General features: G+C 62.9%; 20 protein-coding genes. 5 read left to right on the forward strand and 15 right to left on the reverse strand.

The features are described 5' to 3' along the window. Positions 1–181: 181 nt before the first annotated feature. Both OPU71_RS16800 and OPU71_RS16805 read right to left on the reverse strand, forming a co-directional pair. Positions 182–2,701 (reverse strand): S8 family serine peptidase, encoded by a 2,520-nt coding sequence (locus OPU71_RS16800; RefSeq protein WP_267729206.1) that lies wholly within the window; start codon positions 2,699–2,701, stop codon positions 182–184. A gap of 636 nt (positions 2,702–3,337) precedes the next feature. Further along, complete coding sequence (locus tag OPU71_RS16805; protein WP_267729207.1) at positions 3,338–4,246, reverse strand: helix-turn-helix transcriptional regulator; 909 nt, start codon at positions 4,244–4,246, stop codon at positions 3,338–3,340. A 91-nt stretch (positions 4,247–4,337) separates the two neighbouring features. Here OPU71_RS16805 and OPU71_RS16810 point away from each other — a divergent pair, with 91 nt between their 5' ends. Both OPU71_RS16810 and OPU71_RS16815 read left to right on the forward strand, forming a co-directional pair. Continuing rightward, the gene (locus tag OPU71_RS16810) at positions 4,338–4,508 is read left to right on the forward strand and encodes a hypothetical protein (RefSeq protein ID WP_267729208.1); all 171 of its coding nucleotides are present in this window, start codon (positions 4,338–4,340) and stop codon (positions 4,506–4,508) included. A 319-nt stretch (positions 4,509–4,827) separates the two neighbouring features. Then, a complete protein-coding gene (locus OPU71_RS16815) occupies positions 4,828–5,490 on the forward strand; it encodes a hypothetical protein (RefSeq protein WP_267729209.1) in 663 nt (220 codons plus the stop codon). On the opposite strand, the gene OPU71_RS16820 is transcribed toward OPU71_RS16815, so the two are convergent. The 8 genes from OPU71_RS16820 to OPU71_RS16855 form a co-directional block, all read right to left on the reverse strand. Beyond that, positions 5,483–6,469 (reverse strand): GTPase domain-containing protein, encoded by a 987-nt coding sequence (locus OPU71_RS16820; protein ID WP_267729210.1) that lies wholly within the window; start codon positions 6,467–6,469, stop codon positions 5,483–5,485. The genes OPU71_RS16815 and OPU71_RS16820 overlap by 8 nt on opposite strands. A 201-nt stretch (positions 6,470–6,670) precedes the next feature. Beyond that, complete coding sequence (locus OPU71_RS16825) at positions 6,671–7,111, reverse strand: hypothetical protein (RefSeq protein ID WP_267729211.1); 441 nt, start codon at positions 7,109–7,111, stop codon at positions 6,671–6,673. Then, positions 7,108–7,434, reverse strand: coding sequence for a hypothetical protein (locus OPU71_RS16830; protein WP_267729212.1), 327 nt, complete (start codon positions 7,432–7,434; stop codon positions 7,108–7,110). The genes OPU71_RS16825 and OPU71_RS16830 overlap by 4 nt, the downstream gene beginning before the upstream one ends. A gap of 145 nt (positions 7,435–7,579) precedes the next feature. Beyond that, a complete protein-coding gene (locus OPU71_RS16835) occupies positions 7,580–9,781 on the reverse strand; it encodes a VIT and vWA domain-containing protein (protein WP_267729214.1) in 2,202 nt (733 codons plus the stop codon). Positions 9,782–9,798: 17 nt separating this feature from the next. Continuing rightward, positions 9,799–10,194: a MerR family transcriptional regulator gene (locus tag OPU71_RS16840; RefSeq protein ID WP_267729215.1), complete on the reverse strand. Its 396-nt coding sequence runs from the start codon at positions 10,192–10,194 to the stop codon at positions 9,799–9,801. A gap of 1,006 nt (positions 10,195–11,200) precedes the next feature. Beyond that, the gene (locus tag OPU71_RS16845; RefSeq protein ID WP_267729216.1) at positions 11,201–12,283 is read right to left on the reverse strand and encodes a hypothetical protein; all 1,083 of its coding nucleotides are present in this window, start codon (positions 12,281–12,283) and stop codon (positions 11,201–11,203) included. A gap of 59 nt (positions 12,284–12,342) precedes the next feature. Continuing rightward, on the reverse strand, positions 12,343–12,660 hold the full coding sequence (locus tag OPU71_RS16850; protein WP_267729218.1) for a hypothetical protein: 318 nt from the start codon (positions 12,658–12,660) through the stop codon (positions 12,343–12,345). A gap of 47 nt (positions 12,661–12,707) precedes the next feature. Further along, positions 12,708–13,688, reverse strand: a complete 981-nt coding sequence (locus OPU71_RS16855) for a helix-turn-helix transcriptional regulator (RefSeq protein ID WP_267729219.1) — start codon at positions 13,686–13,688, stop codon at positions 12,708–12,710. 106 nt (positions 13,689–13,794) lie between these two features. On the opposite strand from OPU71_RS16855, the gene OPU71_RS16860 reads away from it, so the two are divergent. From OPU71_RS16860 to OPU71_RS16870, 3 genes are all read left to right on the forward strand, one after another. Then, positions 13,795–14,049 (forward strand): hypothetical protein, encoded by a 255-nt coding sequence (locus OPU71_RS16860; RefSeq protein ID WP_267729220.1) that lies wholly within the window; start codon positions 13,795–13,797, stop codon positions 14,047–14,049. A 47-nt stretch (positions 14,050–14,096) separates the two neighbouring features. Next, positions 14,097–14,654: a hypothetical protein gene (locus OPU71_RS16865; RefSeq protein WP_267729221.1), complete on the forward strand. Its 558-nt coding sequence runs from the start codon at positions 14,097–14,099 to the stop codon at positions 14,652–14,654. Positions 14,655–14,760: 106 nt separating this feature from the next. Continuing rightward, positions 14,761–15,669, forward strand: a complete 909-nt coding sequence (locus OPU71_RS16870; RefSeq protein WP_267729222.1) for a 5'-nucleotidase — start codon at positions 14,761–14,763, stop codon at positions 15,667–15,669. Positions 15,670–15,844: 175 nt separating this feature from the next. Here the strand turns inward: OPU71_RS16870 and OPU71_RS16875 are convergent, their stop codons facing one another. Genes OPU71_RS16875 through OPU71_RS16895 form a run of 5 tightly spaced genes read right to left on the reverse strand, consistent with a single transcriptional unit; the run spans position 15,845 to position 24,842 of the window. After that, a complete protein-coding gene (locus tag OPU71_RS16875; RefSeq protein WP_267729224.1) occupies positions 15,845–16,627 on the reverse strand; it encodes a M48 family metallopeptidase in 783 nt (260 codons plus the stop codon). Further along, a complete protein-coding gene (locus OPU71_RS16880) occupies positions 16,624–19,956 on the reverse strand; it encodes a type I restriction endonuclease subunit R (RefSeq protein WP_267729225.1) in 3,333 nt (1,110 codons plus the stop codon). Before OPU71_RS16880 ends, OPU71_RS16875 begins: the two co-directional genes overlap by 4 nt. Then, positions 19,956–21,017 carry a PDDEXK nuclease domain-containing protein gene (locus OPU71_RS16885; RefSeq protein ID WP_267729226.1) on the reverse strand — a complete coding sequence of 354 codons (1,062 nt, stop codon included), beginning with the start codon at positions 21,015–21,017 and terminating at the stop codon, positions 19,956–19,958. The genes OPU71_RS16880 and OPU71_RS16885 overlap by 1 nt, the downstream gene beginning before the upstream one ends. Next, positions 21,014–22,330, reverse strand: coding sequence for a restriction endonuclease subunit S (locus OPU71_RS16890; RefSeq protein WP_267729227.1), 1,317 nt, complete (start codon positions 22,328–22,330; stop codon positions 21,014–21,016). Before OPU71_RS16890 ends, OPU71_RS16885 begins: the two co-directional genes overlap by 4 nt. Further along, positions 22,323–24,842 carry a type I restriction-modification system subunit M gene (locus OPU71_RS16895; protein ID WP_267729229.1) on the reverse strand — a complete coding sequence of 840 codons (2,520 nt, stop codon included), beginning with the start codon at positions 24,840–24,842 and terminating at the stop codon, positions 22,323–22,325. Before OPU71_RS16895 ends, OPU71_RS16890 begins: the two co-directional genes overlap by 8 nt. Between the last annotated feature and the right edge of the window lie 726 nt (positions 24,843–25,568).

Raw genomic sequence — 25,568 nt, forward strand, 5'->3', positions numbered from 1 at the left:
CAGCACGGTACGCGGCGCACAAAGGCATATCAACCGTGTCGTTTGGGCACCTGCCCCGTATCAGATTGCTCCGGATAAGGTTGGGCGCCTGACCTTCGCCAGTGCGCCCCGGCCCCGGGGGCGCACTGGCCGGTGCAGTGCATTTGAGATGAGGTTCGCGGGAATCGAAAGCCTGTGCCAGTCAGTGCATTGACGCCCTGGCGGCTTGAATCACTCGCTCGAAGGGGCTGGTGGATTGCACCGCGGCACTCCAGATTTTGGAGATTGAGGTGTCATCCGGCAGCACGGCAAAATTCAACCCGGTAAGGTTGCTCGACACGGAGATGAGTTGCGGACTCGCCTTGAGCGGCCAGACCCCGCACAACTCGCCGAGTTCGCAGATGTAACCACTCGCATTCGGATCATTGCCGGCAAGCAGCACATAGGCGCCTGGCGCAATACCTGACATCGAGAAGGCATAGCTTCCGTTCGTCGAGAGCATCGCCGTGCCGTACAGCCGCTTCTGGGTCAGCGGATCGACCAGCATCACCGTCATCAAGCCGGCATTACCTGGGAAGGCGCCCGCCGACACAACGACGCTGACCGGTACAGAAATGACATCCGTTGCCCCGGTCACCGTGATCACCGCGCGATGTGCGCCGACCGGCAGCTTCGCGCGATCGATCGTTACGGAGTACAGCCCAAGCCGGTTCGCATCCACTGAACTAGGCGCAACCGAAACCCAAGGGACGTTGCTGGTGACTGAGGTCACTGAGAGCGCGCCGCCACCAATATTGCGCAGTTCGAAACTCATCTGCACCCGCGCGGCGCCAAAGGAGAGCAGCTTCTCGGAGCTCGACAGCACTGGCGCGGCGGGCGTCGCCACGACCAGATTCTGTGCCGCGAGCACCGATTTGTATGCGTTGATCAACCCGAAGCCAAACTGATCATCCCGACCACTCGGCCCGATATCATCGGTCATCGCGCCCGTCGCCAATAGTTGATCGATCTGCGCAGGCGTTAAACCCGGATTGACTGCTCGCATCAATGCAATGACCCCCGCGACATGTGGGCTCGCCATTGAGGTTCCTGGCATCGCCTCATAGGTCCACCCTGGGGCACCACCGGTATCCACGCCCACGGTGCTGATCACCTGATCCGGACGACCGTCTGCGTTTTCATCGAGGTACTGGCTCCCGCCGGGCGCGGCGACCGTGATGCGAGGACCAAAGTTCGAGTATTCAGCCAAGCTACGATCGGGCACGACGGCGCTCACCGAGATCACGCCGCTGTAGGACGCTGGGAAAGACGGACGGTCTGAGTGTTCGTTGCCGGCTGCGGCAACCACGATCACGCCCTGGGCTCGGGCGTCGGTAATCGCATCCTGGAACGCTTGGACGGCCCCGGGGCCGCCAAGGCTCATGTTTACGATATCGGCGCGCTGTGCCGGTACCCGACCTGAATCGTTTGCCAGACCAGCGGCGAATCGAAAACCTTGCAGGATGTCATAGGTGGTGCCCTGCCCTCCGGCGCCCAATACGCGCACGGGCATGACGCGGGCGCCACCAGCTACGCCCGCGACACCCAGCGCATTGTTCGTCTTCGCCACGATCGTTCCGGCGACATGCGTGCCATGGAAGCTGGATGTCCTGCCGCCGTGCGCCAAGTCACCTGGATCGGAAGCGTCGGCGTCGATGCCGTCTCCATCGCGCGACGCGCGCGTGTCGCTCACGAAATCAAAACCGGCTACGAGTTGTCCTGCTAGATCCGGATGCGTCACCACTACCCCAGAGTCGACCACCGCGACGACGACCGGCGCACCGCCTCGGGATCCGTCGGTGATGTTCCAGGCTTCTGGCAGGTTGATCAGTGGGTAGTGCCACTGCAGCTTGTAGAGCGGATCGTTTGGGACGGCATTTGCGCTGACCCGATAGTTCGGGCTGGCCGAGCGCACATCGCTGGACGCTCGCAGCGCCTTGATCTGCCGAATCGTCTCGGCTCGCACCGACTCCTCAGAGCTCATTACGTGGCCGCTCCAGGGCTCACGCTCGGCCGACTCCGCGCCCACCGCTTTGGCCGCCGCCCGCGCAAACTGCACCCGCATGGCACGATTAGCCTGACCCGCCACGACCGTCGCGCCTGAGATCGGTCGATCGTTTGCTGCGACACGATCCAATGTCATCCCAACCACCTTCGCCTGTGCGACAGGCTGAACTGTCACCACCGCCTCTCCGGGCACGAAATCACCGAAACGGTTAAGGCCCATCGCTGCCGCTTGCGCCGACACCTGATCGGCGCTGGCGACAAACAACTGATAGGTGCTGGCTCCGTGCATGGTCCGCACGACGACGAAGTAATTGCCATCGGCCGGCACGTAGAAGCCCTCGTACTGCTCAACACCTTCGGAGCTGGCTACGAGTTTCAGGTTGCTGTCGAACAGAAACAGATCGAGGTCATTGCGCCCGGGTTGCACGGCGTCCCACTTGGACACCTCCAACGCCACGATCTGCCCGGCTGCCAGCGACACCTTGAACGAGTCCCATTCGTCGGCCGTCTTCTCGAACCGATCACCGACAACACCGGTGGGCAGCGCGGAACCAAAACCGACGACGATGCCTGGGTTGGGAATCGGCTCTGCGGTTGCGGGGGTGTCGTTGGCACGCAGCGGCGACTGCGTATCGTTGGTGTCACCCTCGGTGATGAGGCCCGAGGGGACCACCACGGTACCGGATACGGTGTAACTCGAAGGCGTGGGTGTGGGTATCGGCGGGGGTGTCGCTGTACCGGGGGAACTTGCACCTCCCCCTCCTCCGCACGCAGACAAAACGGTAGCGACAAGCGCTAGCCCTAGCTGCAGGGACTTCTTCATGGTCTTCTCCCTAGAAGCAACGGGCCGACTCGTCCAGGCGTGAACGAGCCTTTACCCGTGAGTCGATAGGGGAGATTCTCGACGGCGCGAGGCTCACTGGATGAGCTTGCGAACGGCGTCGCACTGACTTAACGCAAGGTCATTAGCTCTTCGTTGCGTTGCGCCCCCCTAGAGCCAATCCACCCCGTTACATGGTGATCGACTCGCGGCAAGGCAAACCCAGCCGTACAGGGTTGGGAAGCTCTGCGCAAAGATCGCAGCCGTCTTAGCCGTGGGCGATCAGTAGGGTGTCCGCTGCTGCTCGATGGATTGGCACACGATGGAAATCAGCGGATCGCCGCAACATTGGCCGAGAAACGACAGTTCGGCACACTCACCCAGCGTTGAATCGGAGAATGCGGAGCCCATGATGGACTATGAATCGCAGAGCAAGAGTTCAGCCTCTCGCCTCATACAGCAGGCTGGTCGGATCGGAATTTTGGGTCGCTTCTATTGCGGCGCCTCGGAAGCGGCGAAGTCTTGAAGCTCCCGCAGGAATCTGACCCACAGGCTTGTTGGTTGCTCGATTCGCAGATGGGGAATCCAGTAGCGCACGATCGGAAGCACCTGATTTTCGTGCCCGACAACCGCACGAATCCTCAGACCACCACCCGGCAATTCGGACGCGATCTCTTGATTTGCGATCAGCTTTCGTCGCCGAAAGAAGGGTGCCACCTCAGGCGAAACCGCGATCAGGCATTCGATGGGCTTTTCAGTGAACCAGATCCCATCCTCCCGCTTTAGCCGCTCAATGATTGAAGGCTCCGCATCGAACGTCCCGCCCTGCCGCTCGATCGCCAGGATACGGGTAAAGGCAAAAGTCTTTAGCGTGTCGCCATCAACGGCCGCCAGATACCAGATGCCCTTTTGGTTCATCAGCCGGTAAGGCTTGAGCGCAGAGTACCGCTTTCGGTCATCGGCCCTCTGGTAATCAATCGCGAGAATGGCCCGATCAACAATTGCTCGTTCCAGCGCCCTGAATTCCCCGTCCTTCCCGCTCAGATCCTCGTAGTGATGCCCTTTGACGAGCAGCGCTTCGTGCAGGCGCAGATCGAACAACTCACGCAGGATTGAACCCGCCTCCTCGGGAAACAGGCCGGACAGCCCAGCCAGTGCCACAAACTCGCGGATTTCGCGGGCACCCAGCCTTCCGAGGTATCGAGGGTCAAGTCGATATCGCCCTTCGACTTTCTCAAGCTGCAAGACGCCGAGACGCACATTCAAGTCCCGTTGAATCGTCCGCACATCAACGCCGAAGCGCTCCGCCAATGCCTTCGGCTCAAGGCTCTCGCCCTGGTTCAGCAGCAACAGCATCTCGGACAACCGATACGCAAAGCGTTCGTGATCACGCGTACTCAAGAAAAGTCTCCAAGCTCTGGGATAAACGACACGACCTGTCGCTTCGGCGATTCAACATGACCTCACCGTAACGCAAAAAAGGAGTTGCCGTATGTTCTGGATCGTCCTGCTGCTTGGAGGCCTGAGCCTGACCTTCGCCCAACTCGGCGCGCTGTCCGTCACCGTGACTTTCCTGTCGATCGCGCTGCGCCTCGCCTTGCTCGCGCTGATCGGGATCGGCGCAGTGGCGCTCCTGCGTCGCATCTTCCCGAAGGAAGCGTAATTGCGCGCAACGCTTACCGCACTGAGCATTGGCCTCGCGGTCGTACAGCTGTCAGGCTGCAACACGGCGCGCTTCCTCCTGACAGGGGAAGCGCCCTACGGTGAGGCAGGCCGGAGTAGTTCGCGCAGCCACCACAGGCACGGGTACCACCACCAGCACCCCGAATCACGCGCAGCCGGCCAGCCCGAGAAGCGTAACGTCTCAATCCAACGGCGCCAATGTGTCCGGCAAACTCGCTGCGGCGCGACGGCGCAATGCCTTGTGTCAGAATAAACGCGCTCCGCCTCAAACCCGTCTTTCAATTTCCGAGTCTGCCGGCATGGCTAATTGGTTCAGAGAAGAAATCGAGCAGTTCGGCGTCGTGGTCGAAAAGTCTATCGATAACGCGAGCCAGCAAATCCAGCAGCACATCGACTCAATCGGAACCGAAGTTTCCAAGCAACGGTCGCTCACCCGCCAAGACGTCGAGCAATTGATCGACTACGCAGCGGATAAGTTCGGCGAGGCCATCGATCGTCGCATCGAAAAGGCAAAGATTGAAACCGCGGCGCTGATCACCGACAATCTGAACGAAGTTCGAAGCCAGCTATCGGACGCTGCGATGGAGCAGAAACAGACCGCTGTGCGCAATGCAACGGTCGGCGTTATAGCAGCGATCGCGATCGGCTTCTTTTCTCTGGTCTACAAACGGGCCCTGCACGGCGAGCTCGATCTGCTTGCGATCTTCCGTACAACCGTTCTCGCAATCGCGTGTGGGCATGGCGTCTGGATCGTCATTCGTGCCGTAACCGAATATCGCAACTACAGCCGGCAGAAGAAAAATCTGCTGTTCGCTGGCGGGCAGTACTTCGGGGTATTCAATGCACGCGGGATGCTGGGCCACATCGTCGTCCTCGTTGCGATGATCTCGACATGGGTAATCCTGATCTACTGGCCAGACCTTCTGGAGTTGGCACGCGCGCGGATCCTGCCGTTCAACTAGCCTTTCCAGTCTTTGACTCAGCTGTCGCGGCATCAGGTGCATCGCCACCCTCCTGGGCGTTACGACGCCAAGTCTTGATCAGTTTTTCCGAGACGAAACGACCAGCCTTCCCGAGGCCCGGAACTGGAAGCTTGTCCAGAAGTCCCTCAATGACCCCCGGCCCATATTCCTCGATCAGATCAGGCACGTGTTTCCGCAGTAGGTCGACAACCTCATCCGGCACGTTCATACGTCGCATCAGCGCCGCGACTGATTCGTTGCCCTTTCGACGCAAAGTGGAAGGCAGACAAGCAATCTCTACAAAACCGTTCCAAAGCCTGTCAAACAAGTCACCAATAGATCCGCCACTTCTGTCGCCATAGAGCAAGCACGGAACCGGGAGCGCATGAGCCAGAATCGCCTTCGTCACTTGGGCGCGTGACGCCCTTCGAAGCGGCGCGTAATGCTGTTCAAGAGGACCTCCAGATGCACAACAAACGGCAATGATTTCAGCATATCCAAAACGTCCAAAAGCTTCGCGATTGCTTTCCACCCAACTCTGCATCTTGGGCGCTTCGTTCTCCGCGCCGGTCAGTACATGCAAGACGGGAATCTTGCGGTCGCACATCTTCTCAACAAAGAATTTGTAGTCCTGGTCTCGCTCCTGCGTGATGCGACCGACCTTGGCAACGTGAATGATGAGGCTGAAACCATCCTTCGACTGACTCAGCAATTCCAGAATCTGCGCAGCGGCCTTCTCAGGGGGAACCGTTCCATGCTGGCTTTCGTGCAAACCCACGGTGTCCACGATGACGACTTGGCGGCCCCTCAGTTTGAAGGGATTGTAGGTGTGGGTTTGCGAAGTGACACCAAGCGCACCGTTATGACTTGGCTGTTTCCTGCCGGCCAAGAGATTGCAGAGACTGGTTTTTCCGACCCCTGTCGAGCCAAACACCAAGACTCTGATTGCATCTTCTCTGCCCTGATTCGCTTTGGTCACTTGTGCCTCGTCACAATTTCAAAACGCTTTGATGATGCCGAAGCCGGCAGGATAACGACATTCACAACCGCCATGGTCCGGCGCAGATCAAGCCAACGCAAGAGTCGCTCGGATTGAACAAGACATACATCTGCCGGAAATGCTCCGGCCGGACGCGGTGACATACACGGCATTGGCACGAGTGTCGCTCATGAGGCCTATTCAGAAACGAACGCGCTGGGCATTACGAAAGACCGCGGACAGAGGCGCCCGGGGCAACCAGATGAACCCGCACAACCAGAACAGACAGGTCGACGCGTAGGCGTTGGCTTCGCGGTAGATCGGATTGCCCATCGACAGATGCCAGGCCATGTACACGCCGTCGACGCACCACCACCAGGCGAGCAGGCTCAAGGGTAAGCACCGCCATTGGCGTCGCATCAGGATCCGTGCAGCCATCGGCGCCAACAGGTAGGTGAAGCCCCCCATCAGCAGCGACACGCCGACATCCCAATCACCGATTTCGAGTGTCAAGGCGCCCCAGAGCAGCCACGCCATGCCCAGCGCAAGCGTCAAGAGCTTCCAGGGCCGGCGCCATTCTTCGGGTGCAAGCAGATCCAGCAACGGCTTCCACGCCCGCAACCGTTCTTGCGCCGCGCTCATCGCAGCACACGCCAGTGACCTTGCACCGGCGCCCCATCTTCCAGCGCTACCAAGCACTGGCGCAGCCATATCGTCGCCAACCATCCCGCAATGAAAGCCGCCGGGGCAAGCCAGGACGCATGCGGCTCGCCCTGCAGCAAATCGAATACTGTGGTCAGGGCCAGCAGCATGAGGAACAGGATCACGAGATCCAGCAAGGCGCGAAGCGCTGCGCCCCCCCACTCCACCCATCCACGCCTTTGAGCAAGGCTGTCGTCCCGCACCACGGCGCGCGGGGCGGCGTAGAGGTTGTCGCGGTTCATCACGTTGCATGGGGGGCTCATGACAAGCTCCTTGATCAAGACACGCCGATTCTGATCGTGCCCAGGCTCACCGGGTGAGCCTGCTATTTTGCGCTTGAAACTCCGCGCTCCGCTCGCTCGACGGGAACCGAATGCCGGGTGTCCCCAAGCAAACGCTCAGCGCCGATCACGCCGAGGTTCGGAGGGTTTCCACGCGGCGCTGCTCGTCAGCCAGTGCGCGCTCGAGCCCATCGATCGAACACCCCGCTGGCACCAGACCGGCGAAGGTTCGGCGCAGCAGCAGCCGCATCGCGAGGTTGATCGCATCACCTACTGTCTTCAAACCGGCGACCACAAAGCAGGCGAAGCGCTGCTGCTCATCCAGATCCGGCTGCTCCTGGTCGACCCAGTGCTCAAGCACAATCAGCCACGATAGAGGCAGCTCTGCGCGCGCCGCGTCAAGCGAGCCCGGCGGTGCCTTGTCGAAATGCCGTGCGATCCGTTCCAGCAATTCGACGAGTCCGATTACCCGGACGTCGGCGCGCAGGAAAGCCATCAGCTCGGCGGGTGGCTCGCTTGTGGCCGGCCCACGGCCTGCCGACTTGGCGCGCCGGATCACCGGGGACTCAGAGAGATCCGCGCAGAAGTCCGCACTGTAGGCAAGACTTCTGCATGCCACCACCGAGCCCAAGCCGCCCCATCCCGCGGCCAGCATGTTCGGCACTTCAACCAGGGCCGGCAGGCCGTCGCTCGCGGTCTTTTCGGTGTCGATGGCGATCATTGCGGTGTGGCGACACAGCAAGCCTTCCCGCACGGCCAAGGCTTGCGCCTCAGCGTCTAGCAGCGTTGGCAGGCGGCGTGCAGCCGTGTAGCGGCGCAGCAGATCGACAAAGGGTTCGGGCACGGAGCGCGTGATGACATCCAGTTGCCGGGTGCACTCTTCATGTCGAAGTTCGAGTCGAGGTGCCGTGAGCTGCGTAGCCTCCAGACCTAGGAGCACCGTGTCGCCGGCAAACAGCGCTGCAGGAGGCGCCTCGCACCACAGCGGCTCGGTGTCCCACGCCAGATGGGCCGTCATGCGCGGTAGCGACAGGCGCCGGCACTGACTGGCAATCACGGCCGCCATGGATTCGTTGGGGGTTACCAACTCGCAAGCGCCTTGGCTTCGCAGCGCGAGATCGCGGACCAGGCCTTCGGCCACCGCGCTGCCGACACCTACGGTGAAGATGCGTACCCCGGCGCTTGTCACAGCCGCGATGTGTTGGGGCGCAACATGCGCTTCGCCATCGGTGATCAACAGCACTTCACCTTCCGGGCCAGCCACCTTGATGGCCGCATCCAATGCTTTGAGGATCTCAGTGCCACCAAGGTCGGCGTGGACCGTGGTGCGCACCAGGCGCGCGAGTTGTTCTCGGCCACTTTGGTTCAACACGATTGGCGCGTCATTGCTTCGCGCCACCGAAGAGCCGAATCGCATGAGCGTGACGCGATCCTGCTCGCGGGCAAGGGCGAGGAAGCTGAGCAGCCCCTCCTTTACCTGGCGGATCGAGTCACCCCCCATCGATCCCGAACAGTCGACCAGCAACACAAGATGACGCCCGCCAAGATCGACGCCGCCAAATGCCTTGGGCTGGAAACTCAGCAGCGCCGCGCTGCCGGTCGCAGTCGGACACGTCCATAGCTCTGCGCGCGGGTCGGCCTCGGCGACCAGATTCAGAATGAAGTCGCGGTCGAGACTGGCTTCGCGAGCAAGGCTCACGAGCATGTCGCCGCCGTCGCGTCGCAGCGTGATTGGATGCGTGGGACACGCCAGGCTCGCCTCGGCCAGATCCCCTGAAATGCGCACCTGGACATCGAACGCGTAGTGGGCAAGCAGCGAGGTGGTCGGCGCTTGCCATGGCGCGAAACCCGCCTCGGAAGGACTGCCGTATCGCGGCGCCACGACCGTGGGCAAGCGCCAGCGCAGTTGCTTGCCGACCCAGCGCAAGGGTTCTACCCAGCGCAGGCAAACCTCGATGGCATCGCCCGGTTGCAAATTGCCCAACGCGATCTGCTTAAGGTCCGGGCCGGCGTCCATCACCAGCGCCGCCCGTTGCCCCTCAGCAATCGCCGCCTCGTAGCCCGCTTCGGCCTCACGACGAGGCTGCACCGTGCCGTTCAAGCGACGCTCTCCGATCGTCAGCGCCAGATCCATAAGCTGAGCTTCCGCGGCAAGCGGAAAGGTGTAAGTCGCCTCGATCGGGCGATCGCCGTCATGGCGCCAGCGCTGCCGCAACTCCACCACCGCCAGAGGCCCAATCAATTGGGCGTCTACGGCGACGCCGGTCAGCGGCACCGCGGCGGGCGCGTCGCAATTCAATCCGAAGGTGCATCGTTGCGCGAGTTTCATCGTTTTCTCCAGGTTGCTCACTCGCGGCGCAAGGCTGCGAGCTCCTCCATCACCGCCGCCACCAGCGCCCTCACCTGCTCTGGACTCAAACCCGCCTCGTGCGGGTCCAGGTGCAGTTCCAGCCCGGGCCCGAGGTACACCCGCGACCAGACGCTGACCTGTCCCGCGCGTCGTGGCGCCTCGGGCACATCAAGCGCACCGCCGCCGAGCAACTCGGCAATCCGCTCAAGTGAGAGGCCGGCCTCGGTCCAGCGGCGGATCTGCAGCAACTGATCAAGGTGAGACTGGTCGTACCACGCGCCACGGCGTTCGCCGTGCGGACGGCTCACCAGCCCGCGCTGGATGTAGTAGCGCACGGTACGCGGCGGCAAGCTCACCAGCTGAGCCAGTTCGTCAAGAGAGAGTCGCTTCATCGATTCCTCTATTTTGCAGCACTAGAACTGTCTTTTACGACTGTCTAACACGAACGTCAAGCACGGAGGGGCTCTGCGCGGCGTTTCACCACGACCGCTGCGGGAGTTTCCAAGTTAGAGTGTCGTGCGAAGCGCGGGCAGCACACCGCGACAAGGTGCGATGATCGGCGACGGCGGGTTGCTGGGCCCTTTACATTGGCCACGTACTCAGACGCCAAAACGCACGAAAATTGCCGATAACCGTTCCCCATTTCTCTTAGAGACAGTAACGGGGGGAGTGCTGAAAATTTCAGTTGTGACGATGCGCCAACCAACGCGGCCGCCAACGCTCGGGCCCCGGTTAAGCGGCTGCTTCAAGCTCACCGCGCTTGGCCAAATAGGTAGGGACTCGGCAAGTGAGCAGTCGCCGAGTCCCCGAGATGTTGCCCCGGGGCCGGCTGACGCGGTCAGGTTGCGGGAAGGATAACTTTCACCGCAAAACTCATTGACAGAGAACGGCTTATTGAGCCGGCAACAAACTATCAGTGATCGCCGGACACGCCGCAGAGAACGCCGCGCCGGGGCAAGCAACGCATGGGATCGTGCCGCTGTGAGAACACGTTGAGTATCAACTCCGAAAGCGCGACGACCGGCGAAGAATCGCTCCTTCGATTTGCATCCGACAGACGCAAACCTGAATGCAGTCAAGCCCTTGGCTGACGGCCTCGCCTGCTCCCCTCACTGCTCGACTTGCCCTCATTAGGGACACCACCCTCGCTGGTCGGCAAGGTTTGCTCCAATGCTGTTGAGCATCCTCGCGGCATGGCAACTTGGCAAACCTGCATTCAGAGCGGGCGGGGAAGAAAGCAATCGGGCAACAACCTCACTAGGAAAGCCCCCTTCTTGCCCAGAAAGCCGCACACCCGGCACGCCGCACTCACGTCGGTTCCAGCCAACTGGATCTGCCCAATCCAACTGCCATGCAGGCCCTCATTGCGGCGGCGATCACTGCGCCGCTCGACGCGATCTACCGGTCGTGCGCCGAGTACAGCCACCAAGCGCCAAAGGCTTGTCGATGAGCGAACGCGAGCGCGCCGAGGTCCTCCTTGCTCAGGACGAAGCGCACTTCGTGCGTCGACCAGCGAATGAATGCCCCAAGTGACGCTGGCGGACCGCCGAAGCCGGGTGTGCGATCGGGGCGGCCCGCAATCACGGTGAGCGCAGAGGCAACGAACCCCTCATAGGACACATGGACATGGCCCCCTGCGGCTTCCGCCGAGCACGGATAGCCCATGTCCGGCGCGTACAGGGCCAAAGCGCGTTCGGGGGGCACACCCTCCGCTTCTGCACGGAGCACTTGCAGGGCGATGAGCCCCCGCCAGGCCTGCAGATCCGGCACAAGGCAGGTGACTTCCCGGATGCCGTGCTGCTCGATGAAGTCGAACAGTTGTTCACGTACATCTTCCGGCATCAGTACCGCTGGCGCGCGTCCATGCGCAGCCAGCCCGCCTGCGCGGGGAATTTCCGCAAGGCGATCGCTGACATGGCGCCCCGCACACATGAGCGCAAGCTCGCGCTGGACGAGCAGATCGTCACTTTGCTCAAGCGCGCGCTGCGCGCGACGGGTGGCCTGAAGCAAGCGATCGATGTAAGCATCCCACCGGGTTTCGCGGCGACTGGTGGTCCACAGCGCCTGGGCTTCCGAAGCATCGTCCAGGTCGTCGGCCCAAAGAACATCGTCGAACGCAACAAGCAAGCCCCCCGACCCATCCGCGCGGAGGAGGCCCGGCCAACGGCCTGATAACCCGCTTCGAAGTTCGCGACGGAACGGCGCCGGGGCTCCTGCGCATCCAACCTCAATGTAGTGGTGCAGATCACCGGCACGCCGGGTTTGCATGAGTTCGTAGACCCGAAGCCCTCGCGAGGCCGCCCGGATCAACGCCGCGAGCGGTTCCGCGCTCACCAGGATCTCGATCGCCGGGGCGCCATCAGGGCCACGCATCGCACCGATGTTGAAGCGATGCGCTTCTGAACAGAGGATCAGGTCTTCAACCGCCACTTCAAAGCACGACGCGAGCGTCGGGTTCCTGAGGGGCCTCGCCTTGCTCATCGATTGCTCCATTCGTTCAACGCTGATCGATTGGGCGCCCCGACGGGCGCGCACCGCGCTCATCGCAGCAAACGCCAGAGACCTCGCACTGGCGCGCCGGCCTTCGGCACCACGAAGCACTGGCGCAGCCATATCGTCGCCACCAAGCCGGCAACGCAACCCACCGGGATAGCCCAGGACACAAGCGACTCGCCCGTCAGTACAAGGAACGCTATGGTCAGGGGCAGCGGAATGAGGCACAGGATCACCAGGTCCAGCAAGGCGCGCACGATCGCGCACCCCCATTCCACCCATTGAAGACGTCGAGAAGGGCTCTCATCCCGCAAGTCCGCGCGCGGAGCGGCGTAGAGGTTTTCGCGCTGCTTCGAATCCGTCATGTGTTGCTCTGGTCGGCCCTCGTGGATGTACGAACCAGGAGGCTTTGCTATCGCTTTAGCGCCAGCATCGCTTCGAGGGATTTGGCCAGGCGCGTCTTGACCTCGTCTCGCAGCGAATCGGGCCCGATCACCTCGACTTCCGGCAGGTGGCGCATCACGTCCATCGCCAGTTCGAAGGGGGCGCTGTAGGGAATACGCAGGGTGTAGTAGCCCGCGTCGTCGAAGGCGCCTTGCTGGTCCGGGTGCCAGGTTTCCTTGCTCACCCAGCGCGCGCGTTCCGGTGCGAAACGCAGTTCCGCCCATTCGACTTTCTCGCCGGAGAAAATGCCGTAGCCCGCGTCGAGCACCGCCTTCAACTGGCGCTCTGACACGTCTTTGGCGGCCTCGGTACTGCTCCACACCCCTTCGATCGCATCCAGCCCAAAGCTGCGCAGTTCATCGCGCAGGTGGCACCAGGCTTCGAGGTACCAGTTTTCGCGGTAGTAGGTCAGCCGCTGCGGCGAGACTTCGCGGCGCGTCAGCTCGTTGCGCCCGCGGTGGCGATGGTCGATCACCAGGCGCTGGCGCTTGAGCACCGCGTGGGCAATCGGCGTGAAGTGGCGGGGCTCATAACGACGACCGCTCAAACGCATCACACGGATGCGTTTGTTCACCACTTCAAGCGGGATGTCTTCGCGATCGAGCATCGCGCGCAGCCTTGTCAGCAAGGGCTGCACATGCGGCGTCAGGAGCCCCGGACCGAGGCATTCCAACAAAGCCTCCATCGACAGCAGCGCGTGGATTTCCGCCGCCGAGAACCACATGCCGGGCAGCTCGAACGATGGCGTCCTTGCGTCGGTCTCGTAGCGATATCCGCCAGCATCGCGGTCCCAGACTATGGGCGCTTCCAAGCGCGAGCGCAGGTATTCCAGATCGCGCTTGAGCGTTGCGAGCGAGACCTCGAGCTCGGCCAACAATTCGTCCCGGCTCACCACCCGTCGTTCGGCGATCAGGCGATCGATCTTGTAGAAGCGTTCGGTGCGGTCCATGTCAGGGTTTCGTTTTGACGATGACAGCGATGATGCAGCAGGAGTGGCTCACCGCATGAGCCAGCAGTGCGAAAGAATGCGATCCATCAACCTTGGGAGGCTTTTCATGCTGTCGACCCCCGCTTACTTCTGCCGCCCGCGCACGCCCGGCAATCGGCCACGCCTCGATCCGGCAAACGCAGATGGCGATGCGGTCGTCGCGCTGGAAGCCTTGTTGCGCTGGGCACGCAGTTCCGGACGCCCGTTCGATGCAGTGCTGCCGTTGGTGAACGGACGCTTCGCGCCAGCCGATATCGTGGCTTTCATGGATCGCACCCGCCCCGGCGCAGCATCCCTGCGTGAGGTTTTCGATGGGCTTTAGGCGCAGTCCCGCCCAACGTATCGCGCTTTCCGACCAGGAGACCAAACATGCACGGCGATTCCGTCGACACCGAACACGAAGTGTTCAAACAAATGGCCCAACGCTGCAGCCAAGACGCGCCGAGCATCGACACCGGGCGCTCGCGCGGCCACCCGCTGACCCACCCGCGCTGGACCCGTGCCCTTGCGGATGATCGGGTCGTCAAACTGACCGACCTGATCCAGTTCGGCACCTACGACGGCATGTTGTGCGGTTTCCCTGGCCAGTTCTGCGACGAAGTCGAGCAGCGCGGCGCGTATGCATTGCACCGTGCGCGCGAACGCTTGCCGGCGCACTTCGGTCCGCCGGCCCTGCTCACCCCGCAGCGGTATCTCGGGGAAGTGGAACGTGCCGACGGCACATGCGAGCGCTGGCACCGCGTGGGCTTTGTCACCACGATTGCCGTGTTCGAATCCTCCGACTTCGCCCGTGATCCGGGACAGTGCTATTCGTCTCTGGCCGCCGTCTGGTTTCAGGATACGTTCGGGCTGCCGACGGATCCCTGGGTACTCGCGCAGATCGACTCACTGGACTGGACTAGACTGGCGTGGGACTGGACACCCTGACCCGCAGCGCAGCAGCAAAGCGCCCAAACTCGCCTTTGGCGCGCGCTTCAGCGTGGCGCCCCGCCCTGCTGGCCTTTCAATCGACGCAGAAATCGCGGTAACGAACATGCCCCCTAGCCTCGCCGGAAAACTCGTAGTCGCCATATCGTCCCGCGCGCTCTTCGATCTGGAGTCGGAGAACGCGGTCTTCGAAGGGGGCAACGACAAGGCCTATCGTGCCCTGCAACTAGAGCGCCTGGACAACCCGCCACCGATCGGCGTTGCGTTTCCACTCGTGCAGAAGCTTCTTCGGCTCAACACAGCAGCGGTGCAGCCCGTCGAGGTGGTCATCGCCTCGCGCAATGATCCGGTCAGTGGCTTGCGGGTGTTCCGCGCCGCCAAACACTATGGGCTTGCGATCGAGCGCGGCATCTTCACCCGCGGGCGCTCGCCGCATCGGTACCTGGCGCCGCTCAACGCGTCGCTGTTTCTCTCGGCCAATCCGCAGGACGTGCGGGCCGCCTTGCTGGCTGGGCACCCGGCGGCGCAGGTCTACCCCGCGTCCGCAGCCGATGCAGCCCGCAATCCGGACGAAATCCGCATCGCATTCGACGGTGATGCCGTGCTGTTCAGCGATCAGGCAGAACGGGTGTTCAAGGGCGAGAGTCTTGAACGCTTCGTCGAGCACGAACTCATCCGCATTCACGAGCCCTTGCCGCCCGGCCCCTTCAAGCCCTTCCTCGCGGCGTTGCACGCGCTGCAATCACGGGACGTCGACGACACGGTGCGTATCCGCACCGCACTGGTCACCGCCCGCAGCGCCCCGGCACATGAGCGCGCGATCCGCACCCTGCTCCACTGGGGCATTGAAGTCGATGAAGCCTGCTTTCTCGGTGGCTTGCCCAAGGGCCCCTTCCTAAAAGAGTTCGAGCCGGATTTCTTCTTCGACGACCAGGCAGGTCATTGCGAGGGCGCCGTGGGTGCCGGGCCGACTGGGCAGGTGTTGTACGGCATCGCCAACGAGGCGAATGCCTGATCAAGCATTCACCTGAAGTACGTCCGACGCGGCCGTAGCTTCGTGCATGCCGCGCAATCTGATGCCTCCTTCCCGCTCCGTCGCAGACGCGTTGTGCGCATCGGGCAGAGATGGCCAAGCGGCCGGAAAATTGCGCAGATCAAGACGCGCCCAAAAGAAGAAACGGCCGCCGGAGTCAGAGCCCTTCGACGTCAATGCCATGCTCGGCAAGCCAGGCCCGGCGCTGCGCGTAGTCGGGCATGGCACGCTCGACGCGCAGCCAGAATGCCGGGGTGTGGTGCGGCTCGTGCAGGTGGGCCATCTCGTGCACCACCACGTATTCGGCGATACGGGCTGGCAGCAAGATCGTCTTCCAGTGGAAGTACAGCCAGTCGCCCTTGCCGCAAGAACCCCACCTGAACCCGAGGTCTTGCACCTTCACGCCGGCCGGTGCCACCTCCATGCGTGAGCGGTAGTCGGCCACCCTGGCCGATAGCCATACCCGTGCGCGCTCGCCATACCAGCGGATGAAGTGCTCGCGCGCAGCGGGCAAGGCGTCCAGGCGCAGGCAGAAACGGCCCGCGGCCAGCTTCAGCGGCACGTCCTGGTCATCCAATCGCTTCAAGCGATAGCTGCGCCCCAGGTACAGGAAGCCCTCGCCACTCACAAAGGTCTTGCGCGGCACCTCGCGCTGCAGCCGATCCTTCTCTGCCAGCTTGGTGTAGATCCAGAAGCGTTTTTCCAGCACAAAGGTGCGCAGCGCGGCCTCGCCCACTTCGGGCGGCGCCGACAAGACCAGTTCGCCGTCGCGCTCCACGGTGATCTGCATCGTCTTGCGCCGTGCGCTGTGCCGCACGTTGAAGCGCAGTTCGTCCACCGTGAGTTCCTGCAACTTCAGCCCGTCGCGCATCAGCTCATGGGAGCCCCCCGCCGTGGGGGTGAGCAGCGATCTTGGGGCGGCGCGGCGATCGCTGCTCACACCTGCACCAGCTTGTCGTGATTGGCACGCGCCTGCTCCATCAACCTGTCGGCAAGCACCCCCGCCCGATCGGCATCCACCAGGGGCGGCCTCAGGCGCATCAAGTGCTCGAACAGCACGCCATCACGCAGGTTCTCCTGGTCCGGCAGCTTGTTCGGGCTCCAGATCCTTGGATTGCCTTTGAGTTCCTGCGACAGCAGCTCCACCAACTCCACCGTCACATCCTTCAGGCGCAAGAGTTCAGCGGCGCTTGGCGTCTGGCCCGCACAGGCCACGTCGAGCACCGTGCGCAGGAACGGGGCGCAATGCTCGGGCAAGTCGCCCGGCGCATCGGCACTTGCCGCCTGCCCGGCGCGCAACTCGTCGATGAGCTTCTGCAGCTGCGCAACCACCTCGTCCCACTGCTCGCCCAAAGTTTTCAGGATCTCGTTCAGCCGCTCCGAGAGCTTGCGGTACAGCACCGGGTCTTCGTCGGTGTGTTTGCGGATGTGCGAGCGAATCGCGTGTTCCATCTCGGATGCCTTCGCGCGGTCGTTTGCGGCACGCGCCACGTGCGTCTCGAACTCGGCGTCGGTCAGCTGGATCGGCGGAATCTTCGGGTCGATGCCCAGCGAAATCACATGGTCGTCGATCCGCTTGCGCACCTTGGCGCCAACATCCTTGCCCAGAATCGGCGTGTCCTTGTAGCGGTTGCGTGCGCGGGCGTAGATGTAGGCCAGCCGCTTCGCGTCGCCCGAGTAAGGCAGGCCCTCGGGGCGCGGCAGCACGGTATCCAGCGACGCCAGGAAGGCCTTGAGTTTCACAGCGAATTCCGCGCGCAGCCGCTCGCTGCCCAGCGCTTCGATGCAGGCCTCGGTGTCGTCCAGCGAATCGATGCCCTGCTTGCGAAACAGGTCCACCACGCGCAGGTGCCGGTCGCGCAGCACCGGCACCTCGTCCTTCAGACTGGCCAGCGCGCCTTTCACGTCCTCATCGGCATAGGCGGCCAAGGCCTCCTTCAAGTGCTGCGCCACGCCGTAGTAGTCCACCACGATGCCGCAGCGCTTGCCGAAGCCGGTGCGGTTCACCCGCGCAATCGCCTGCAGCAGCTCGGCTTCGCGGATCGGCCGGTCGAGGTACATCACGCCCTCGATCGGCGCGTCAAAGCCGGTCAGCAGCATCGACTTCACCACCAGGAAGGCCAGCGGGTCGGTCTTCTCGGGCTTGGCATGGAACAAGGGCTTCTTGAAGCGCTTGATCAGCTGCTCGTGCGCCGCGCCGTCTGTCCATGGCTTCCAGCCCGGGTCATCGTTGTTGCTGCCCGAAATGATGGGCGCAAACTCAATGCGTGAGAGCGTGTCGCGGTAGCGCCAGGCCTGCACCACCGCCTGCACCTTCGGCGGCCGCTGGCACAGCGCCTCGTCGTCCAGCGCCTTGTCTTCGGGCGGAAGCGCCTGCGCCTCGGCCAGCAGTTCGTCACGCGCCAGTTTCAGGGCCGCGAAGTAGCGCGTCGCCGCCAGGCGGCTGTAGGCCACCACCTGCGCCTTGTAGCCGTTGGGCAGGATGTTGGTGACGTAGTGGCGCAGCATGTCGCGCGCCTTGTCGGCGATCAGCGCCGGGGCGTCGAAGATGTGGCCCTTGGTGGCGTACTTCTGCTTGATCGCCTCCAGTTCCTCCGGCGTGTGCTGGCGGAACAAGTCCTCGAACAGCTCGTCGAGGCTGGCGCCGTCCTTGATCGCGCCGGTGGCCGTGCGGCCCTCGTAGAGCACCGGCACCGTGGCACCGTCGGCCTCGGCTTCCTTGATCGTGTAGCGGTCGATGAACTCGCCGAAGATTTCGTGGGTGCGCTTCTTCTCACCCATGATGATCGGCGTGCCGGTAAAGCCAATACGCGCGCAGTTGGGCAGGCCCGCCAGCAGGCTGGCGTGCAGGTCGCCCGCCTGGGTGCGGTGCGCCTCGTCCACCAGCACCAGGATGCTGTCGTCCTCGTTCAGCACCTCGAACTTCTCGTCGGCTTTGTCGCCTTTGCCGTAGGTGGCTTTGGGTTCTTCCACCTTCGGCAAGTCGTCCGACTTCAGCGGCGCATCGCCCGCGCTGTCCGGGTCGCGGTATTTCTGGATCGTGGCGAACACCAGCCCCGGCCCCTTGCGCCGCGCCAGCGCCTTCACGCCTCGGGTGCTATCGGCCACTTCCACCACCTCGCCGGTCAGCGTGGCCGTCACCGATAACTGGCCCTGCAAGTCCTTGCGGTCGGTGACCACGATCACCTTGAAGCGCCGCAGCTGTGCATCGGCGCGCATCTTGCGCACCAGGAACACCATGGTCAGGCTTTTGCCCGAGCCTTGGGTGTGCCAGATGATGCCGCCGCGCTGGTCGCTCTCGCCATGCTGCAGGCGGGTCTGGCCGCGCTTGAGGCGGGCAATCGCCCGGCTCACCGCGCGGTATTGCTGGTAGCGGCACACCGTCTTGATGGTTTGCCCGCCCGCCTGCATGAACAACATGAAGTGCTGCACCACATCCAGCAAATGCGCCGGGGCCAGCAGCCCGGCAATCAAACGCTCCTGTTCGGAAAGCGCCGTTTTGCCCAGCGCCTGCGCCACCTCGGTCTCCGAGCCGGTGCCATCCGGGCCCACCACCGTTTTCCACTGGGCGTAGTGCTCGAAGGCTGCCCCCACGCAGCCCACGCGCGCCTCGTCGAAGCTGGTGGCCACCAGCAACTGGTTGGTGGCGAACAGCGCCTCGTTGCCTTCGTTCTCGTCCACCTCGAAGGCGGCCTTGCGCTGATTGCTGTAGCGGCGCAACTGGTCCACCGCATCGGCCAGCGGCTCGGGGATCGACGGGCTCTTGCACTCCACCACCACCAGCGGCATGCCATTCACCAGCAGCACCAAATCCGGCACGATGAACTGCTTGGCGCTGTTGAAACCGGGCGGGCAATCCACGCGGTACTGGTTGATCACCGTGAAGCGGTTGTTCACGGGGTTGTCCCAGTCGATGTATCGGATCGTCTGGCCGCGCCCGCCGTCCCAGCCGGGCAGGCCCTCCACCGTGAGGCCGCCAATCAGCAAGGCGGTGGCCTGCTCGTTGGCCTCCATCAGCTTGTGCGTGCCCAGGCGGGTGATGGCCGCCACCGCTTCGGCCAGCCGTGCATCGTCCAGCCAGGGGGCGCCGTCTGGCCCGGGGTTCAGCGCGCGCAGTTGGGCGCGCAAGGCCGCTTCCTGGATCACCTCGGTAAAGCCGGTGCGCCCGCTGACGGCGGGCTGGTCGAGGCTGCCTTCGATGTGCGCCCAACCCAGCGCCTTCAACTGGGCCACGAAGGGCTTTTCAACGTCGTCGAGTTCCCAGCCCATCAGTCGTCCTCTCCGCTACCGTCGTCGGGCAGCGCGCCCAGTTCCCGCTCAATCTGCTCAATGCTCGGCAGGCCGGTTTGCAGATCGGCCGGCAGCGATTCCAGCAGCTTGTATTCGGCAATGCCCATCGGCTGGCTGGTGTCGCCCAGCGCGTACTCGGCCACCACCTTGTTCTTGCTCTTGCACAGCAGCAGGCCAATGGTGGGGCCGTCGTGTGCGCTCTTCACCTGCCGGTCCACCGCAGTGAGGTAGAAGCCCAGTTGCCCCAGGTGCTCTGGCTTGAACTTGTCGGCCTTCAGTTCAATCACCACGTAGCAGCGCAGTTTCAGGTGATAGAACAGCAGGTCGATGAAGAAGTCATCGCCGCCCACCTCCAGGTGCACTTGCCGGCCCACAAAGGCAAAGCCGGCGCCGAGCTCCAGCAAGAACTGGGTGATGTGCTGCACCAGCGCAGCCTCGATCTCACGCTCGTGAGCCTCATTCCCAAGGCGCAAGAAATCGAACAGGTACGGGTCTTTGAGCGACTGCTGCGCGAGGTCGGTGTCCGGGGCCGGCAGGCGCTCGGTAAAGTTCGTCACCGCCTGGCCTTCGCGCTCCACCTGCCGGGTTTCGATCTGCATTTCCAGAACCGCGCGCGACCAGCCATGCGCCACCGCCCGTTGGGCGTAAAGCAAACGCTGCGGCGTGGCTTTGAGCTTGCTGAGCAGCACCAGGTTATGGCCCCAGGGCAATTGTCCAACAGCCTGTTGGAGAATTGCCTCATCCGGCCAGGCCTCGGCAAAGGCGCGCATGTACATCAGGTTGGCGCGCGAAAAACCCTTCATGTCAGGGAAGGCGCTGCGCAAATCCTGCGCCAGCCGCTCGATCACCTTGGCACCCCAACCCTCGCGGCGCTGCCGCTCCAGAATGTCCCGCCCGATCTGCCAGTACAGCGCCACCAGCTCGCGGTTCACCGCCAACGCGGCGCGCTGCTGGGCACTGTGGATGCGGGTTTTCAGCGCCGCCAGCCAGTCGGCATAACCGCTGGGGGGCGGGGTCAGCGAGACGGGGCGCTCGGTCATGGCGCGGCACCTTCCAGCAGGGGTGTGACGCGGACGCGGCCGGTGAGGAGGTCGTCCATAAGAGCGGCTTTTTGCTGCCGCAATTTCTCACGGGTAGCACACTCCCCAAACATTCGGGCATTGATATTCGCCGCTATGGTCGCAATGCCGCGCTGCTCTTCTCTAATTGGTACTGCGATGCTCACAGCGTTCAGCTTCGTACGGTTGATCGTATTGAGCCCTGAACTGGTTGCAGCCTCTGTTCTCCAATATGCCCGCACGAATTCAGAGTTCATCCAGAGCAATGAAAAGTTGTTGTTCAGGCGTCTTGGCCTCAGTCGAAACAGGTGGTTTTGAAATAGGAATCCAGAAACGTCTTGATCAGCCATCGCGCAGCGGCCAATTTCGTCGGTACTGGCGTGACCTTCGACCACCAACAGGTCGCCGGGCCTCAATGACTTTTCTGTCGCCTCCGCATCGGATGCTTCGAGATAGGCAATATCGTCGAGCTTTAGGGCGGCCCGGTGAACGTTGGCGACGCGCAAATAGGGACGTGGCCTGATCCGAGGCACACGATGCTGGCCCAGGGTAATTCCAGCATCGACAATGAACTCAGCTCCAACGCTGGAAACATCCCACTCCTTCGGAATCCACCCCAGCGGCGACTGTTTGTAGAGATGCGGGGCTTCGGCTTGGGGCGGGCGCAGTTCGCCGTTGGCGTCGATGCCGCGCGTCAGCAGATCGTGCAGCAGGCCCTGCTTTACGGCCTTGAGCTTGGCAATGATCGCCTCGGTTTCGTGGATGGCGGTGTCGAGGGTGTCGAGAACTTGGGCGATCTGGCGTTGTTCAGCCGGATGCGGCAACGGGACAACATGTGCTCGTACGGCAGCCCCACTAATGTTGGCTTGTGTGGTCTGACCTGAGTGCTTGAGCCACTCAGCCCGAATGTGGTCAAGATGGTGGTAAAGGTAGTCGGAATCGCAGGCAAAGGGAGGAATCAAGGCGCACAGCGCTTGGTTCGCAGCCATCTCCACGGCGGTAATCTTTGTAAGTCCGATCGTTCCATACATCGATACCAAGATGGTGCCGGCCGGATACCTCTTGGCAGCCGTCTCCTTCAGAGCAGCATCGGAAATCGCCAACTCGCAACCGTCAATGAATTTCTTGCCAGCACGCGTGAGGTCCTCCGTCTTGGCGAACGGAAGGCCTCCATACTCACGGTAATACCTCGGACTACCAGACGTCGGCGTCCCTCCACTCGTGATGCGGAAGGAGATCTGTTCGAGCGACCGAGAAGCCCAGTCGTGCGGGTATTCGACGCACACGTCAGACATACCCCAGCCCCTTCAAAAACCCCTGCAGCGCCTTCGCTGCTTCATCCCGCTTGCCCTCGATCTCGGTCAGCGTGACGCGGTACTTGTCCCACCAGTTCTCGAACGCGGCCACGATCTGCTTGCGCTGGGCGGCGATGTAGCGCTCGACGATGGCCTGCATGTCGTGGTGCAGGATGGTCAGTAGCAAGTCGGCCGCGGCTTGCGGTGTGAGGCCGCCGACGGCCGCATCGATGTGCTGCTTGAAGCTGTCGTGCCGGGCCTTGAGTTGCTTTTTGACGGTGGCGAGGTCTTTCTTCCAGGCCTTGAGCTGGGCTTCATCGACGGCGGTTTCATCGTCGGCGCCTTCCTCTGCGGCGGCGTCACCCTCTTCGCCTTCGGCATCGGCCGGCGTGGCGGCCTTGATCTGGCTATCGAGTTCGGCCTTCTTCGCTTCGAGTTCGGTAATGGCGTCAACGAAATCGCTCATCAGGAATCTGACGAGCTTGTGCTCCAGCGGGCTTTCTTTGCTGGCTTTGTCTTCCAGCGCGGTGACGATGCTGATGCGCCAGGCATCGGCCACGCCCTTGGCGCCGCGCGCCATGAGGGTGAGGAAGTCGTACTTGGTCTGGTACCAGAAGCCGGCGACGATGCCGCGCACCTGGAAGGGGTCGAGCAGGCCGATGGCCTCCAGGCTTTGGCTGAAGCTGGCGAGTAGATCATTGCGCAGCGCAACGAGGCTGGCGGCACCGTCGTTGCCCGCCTGCATCTGCCCGGCGAGCGCGGTGATGCGGGGGCTGTGCGCTTGCCACCAGTGCTCGAAGGCTTCGCTGATGGCCGCTTCCTTGGCCACCAGACCGGCGTTGCCTTCGATGGCGGGCTTGAGGGCCTGGCGCTGGGTGAGCGCGGGCTTGAAGTCGAAGTACTTGCGCGTGGGGTCGTTCGGGCGCGCGGTGAGCAGGTCGAGCGGGTTGAGGCCGTGGGCGGCGAACAAGGGCGCCTTGGCGTCGACCTCGGCCTTGGGCACGCCGCCCACCAGGTGGGCGCGCACGTCGTGCGGCTCGGGCGGCGGGGCGTTGTCGGCGTAGCGGCGGATGTTGAGGTTGTAGCCGTTCTCTTTGAGCGTGGCGTTATCCACGATGGCCGAAAAGCCGGGGATGGCGCGGAAGTCGTCGAAGGTGGTGACGATCTTTTCGATGTGCTCGGGCAGCAGGTGGTTCTGCGCGCGGCCTTCGAAGAATTCGCGGTCGGCGTTGATGAACAACACCTTGCCCTGGCGCTCGGCGGGCTTGCCGCTGACGCGGTGGGCGCCGTTCTGCACCTGTTGGCGCAGCACCAGAATGCAGGCGGGGATGCCGGTGCCGTAGAACAGGTTGGGCGCCACGCCGATGACGGCTTCGAGCAGGTCGGATTCGATGATGCCGGCGCGGATGGCTTTTTCTTCACCGCCGCGGAACAGCACGCCGTGCGGCATGACGGTGGCGACCATGCCGCCATCGCGCGTAACGGCGAGCATGTGCTGCAGGAACATCAGGTCGGCCTTCTTGGCACCCAGCGGCACCTGGCCGTAGGGGAAGCGCTCGGCCTCGAACTTGGGCTTCCAGGCGGGCGTGCCGTCGGCGTTCTTTTCGGTGTTGCCCCAGTTGATCGAGAACGGCGGATTGGTGAGCACGCGGTCGAAGTGCAGCAGCTCGCCGCCTTCAACATGCCGGGGTTCGGCGAGGGTGTCGTCGTTCTGCAGGTTGGCGGTGGTGATGCCGTGCAGCAGCATGTTCATCTTGGCGATGGACCACACGGTGCCGTTGAATTCTTGCCCGAAGAGGTTGGCTTTGCGGCCGTCTTCGCCGTGTTCGTCGATGTATTCCTTGGCGGCGATCAGCATGCCGCCGGAGCCGCAGCAGGGGTCGTAAATGTCGTGCTTGAGCGCGGGCTTGATCAGCCGCACCATCATCCGCACCACCGAGCGGGGCGTGTAGAACTCGCCGCCCTTCTTGCCGGCCGAATCCGCGAATTCGCCGATCAGGTATTCGTAGGCGGCGCCGAGCAGATCGGGGAATTCGAAATCCTCGTTGCGCAGGCGGTAGGTGGCGAAATGCGTGATGAGCTGGCGCAGCTTGATGTCGGGGATCTTGCTCTGGCCCACCTGCTTGGTGAAGTTGATGTGCGCCACCACGCCATCGAGCGCGGCGTTGTTTTCTTCCAGCCCGCTGATCGCTTTGTTCAGCCAGTCGCCCACGTTGCGGTGGGCATCGTTGAGCAGGGTTTCGTAGCGCGACTGCGGCGGCACCCAGAAGGTGCCTTCCTTCTTGTACCAGCGGGTGTTGTCGGCCGACGCACGCGCCTCGGCTTCAGTCTTGCCGCCTTCCATTTCGAGGAGGACCACTTCCTCGCGCCGCTGCTCGAACACGTCGGAACAGCGCTTGAGGAACAACATGCCGAAGATGTATTCCTTGAACTCGGAGGCATCCATCTTGCCGCGCAAGATGTCGGCGGCTTTGAAGAGGTGGCGTTCGAGCTGTGGCAGGGTCAGGGGCATTTCGGGAATCCACGCAATTGCGGTTGTTCTGTCGTGCGCAGCGGCATCGGCCCTGCGTTTGATTTGTGATGTGCTTCCGACGGCTCGATCACGCGGCCAGAAGTGCGATGCGGCGGCGTTCGCGCGCCAAAAGGCTGTCGTCACAGTAGCCGGGAGCACTGTACGCGACGCGCCAGCAGGCTTCAAATCGCGCGAGCTGGCCCTTGATCGGCATCACCCGGGTCGGAATGCGCGCCAGACCGACGGCGAGGCCCGCGCCGTCAACGGCCGCAAGGCCCTGCCCTGATTGGTTCCTTCACAGGCAGACCGATTCTCGCGCCTGCAAGGCTCGCCAGATGAGCCACATGGGGGTGCCACGGCGCCCTCCTCCACCGATACGGCCCCGCCACGAGAGGCCAGCCGGGGATGCCAAACCGGGCCGGATTTCGCGCGACTCGTACCCCATTTATTTCGCGCACAGTAACGGGGGGAGTGATGGAAGATTTTGCGGATCAGACACGCTAAACAACGCGGACATCAACGGCGCACTGTGGGGGTGATCGGCACGGCCAGCGCCGTGATGGCACCAGCGGCCAGAAGCATCCACAGCGAACGGGGATATCTCTGTGCACAAAGCTGTGGATAAGGCACCGAGGCCCTTAACTGCAGGGCGGCAAACGCGCTGCCCGAATTTGCAGCACAAATGCTGATACGCGAGAGCCCAGTCGGCGTGGGGACGGAATCCGC

It is taken from the genome of Niveibacterium sp. 24ML, from assembly GCF_026586805.1.
GTDB lineage: Bacteria > Pseudomonadota > Gammaproteobacteria > Burkholderiales > Rhodocyclaceae > Niveibacterium.

What these genes read in the sequence shown, in the direction of transcription:
- OPU71_RS16840 (WP_267729215.1), bottom strand. Translation starts at nt 10,194, where the DNA reads ATGAAGCGACTCTCTCTTGACGAACTGGCTCAGCTGGTGAGCTTGCCG.
- OPU71_RS16860 (WP_267729220.1), top strand. Translation starts at nt 13,795, where the DNA reads ATGCTGTCGACCCCCGCTTACTTCTGCCGCCCGCGCACGCCCGGCAAT.
- OPU71_RS16890 (WP_267729227.1), bottom strand. Translation starts at nt 22,330, where the DNA reads ATGTCTGACGTGTGCGTCGAATACCCGCACGACTGGGCTTCTCGGTCG.
- OPU71_RS16855 (WP_267729219.1), bottom strand. Translation starts at nt 13,688, where the DNA reads ATGGACCGCACCGAACGCTTCTACAAGATCGATCGCCTGATCGCCGAA.
- OPU71_RS16830 (WP_267729212.1), bottom strand. Translation starts at nt 7,434, where the DNA reads ATGAGCCCCCCATGCAACGTGATGAACCGCGACAACCTCTACGCCGCC.
- OPU71_RS16850 (WP_267729218.1), bottom strand. Translation starts at nt 12,660, where the DNA reads ATGACGGATTCGAAGCAGCGCGAAAACCTCTACGCCGCTCCGCGCGCG.
- OPU71_RS16810 (WP_267729208.1), top strand. Translation starts at nt 4,338, where the DNA reads ATGTTCTGGATCGTCCTGCTGCTTGGAGGCCTGAGCCTGACCTTCGCC.
- OPU71_RS16815 (WP_267729209.1), top strand. Translation starts at nt 4,828, where the DNA reads ATGGCTAATTGGTTCAGAGAAGAAATCGAGCAGTTCGGCGTCGTGGTC.
- OPU71_RS16870 (WP_267729222.1), top strand. Translation starts at nt 14,761, where the DNA reads ATGCCCCCTAGCCTCGCCGGAAAACTCGTAGTCGCCATATCGTCCCGC.
- OPU71_RS16895 (WP_267729229.1), bottom strand. Translation starts at nt 24,842, where the DNA reads ATGCCCCTGACCCTGCCACAGCTCGAACGCCACCTCTTCAAAGCCGCC.
- OPU71_RS16885 (WP_267729226.1), bottom strand. Translation starts at nt 21,017, where the DNA reads ATGACCGAGCGCCCCGTCTCGCTGACCCCGCCCCCCAGCGGTTATGCC.
- OPU71_RS16880 (WP_267729225.1), bottom strand. Translation starts at nt 19,956, where the DNA reads ATGGGCTGGGAACTCGACGACGTTGAAAAGCCCTTCGTGGCCCAGTTG.
- OPU71_RS16865 (WP_267729221.1), top strand. Translation starts at nt 14,097, where the DNA reads ATGCACGGCGATTCCGTCGACACCGAACACGAAGTGTTCAAACAAATG.
- OPU71_RS16845 (WP_267729216.1), bottom strand. Translation starts at nt 12,283, where the DNA reads ATGAGCAAGGCGAGGCCCCTCAGGAACCCGACGCTCGCGTCGTGCTTT.
- OPU71_RS16825 (WP_267729211.1), bottom strand. Translation starts at nt 7,111, where the DNA reads ATGAGCGCGGCGCAAGAACGGTTGCGGGCGTGGAAGCCGTTGCTGGAT.
- OPU71_RS16835 (WP_267729214.1), bottom strand. Translation starts at nt 9,781, where the DNA reads ATGAAACTCGCGCAACGATGCACCTTCGGATTGAATTGCGACGCGCCC.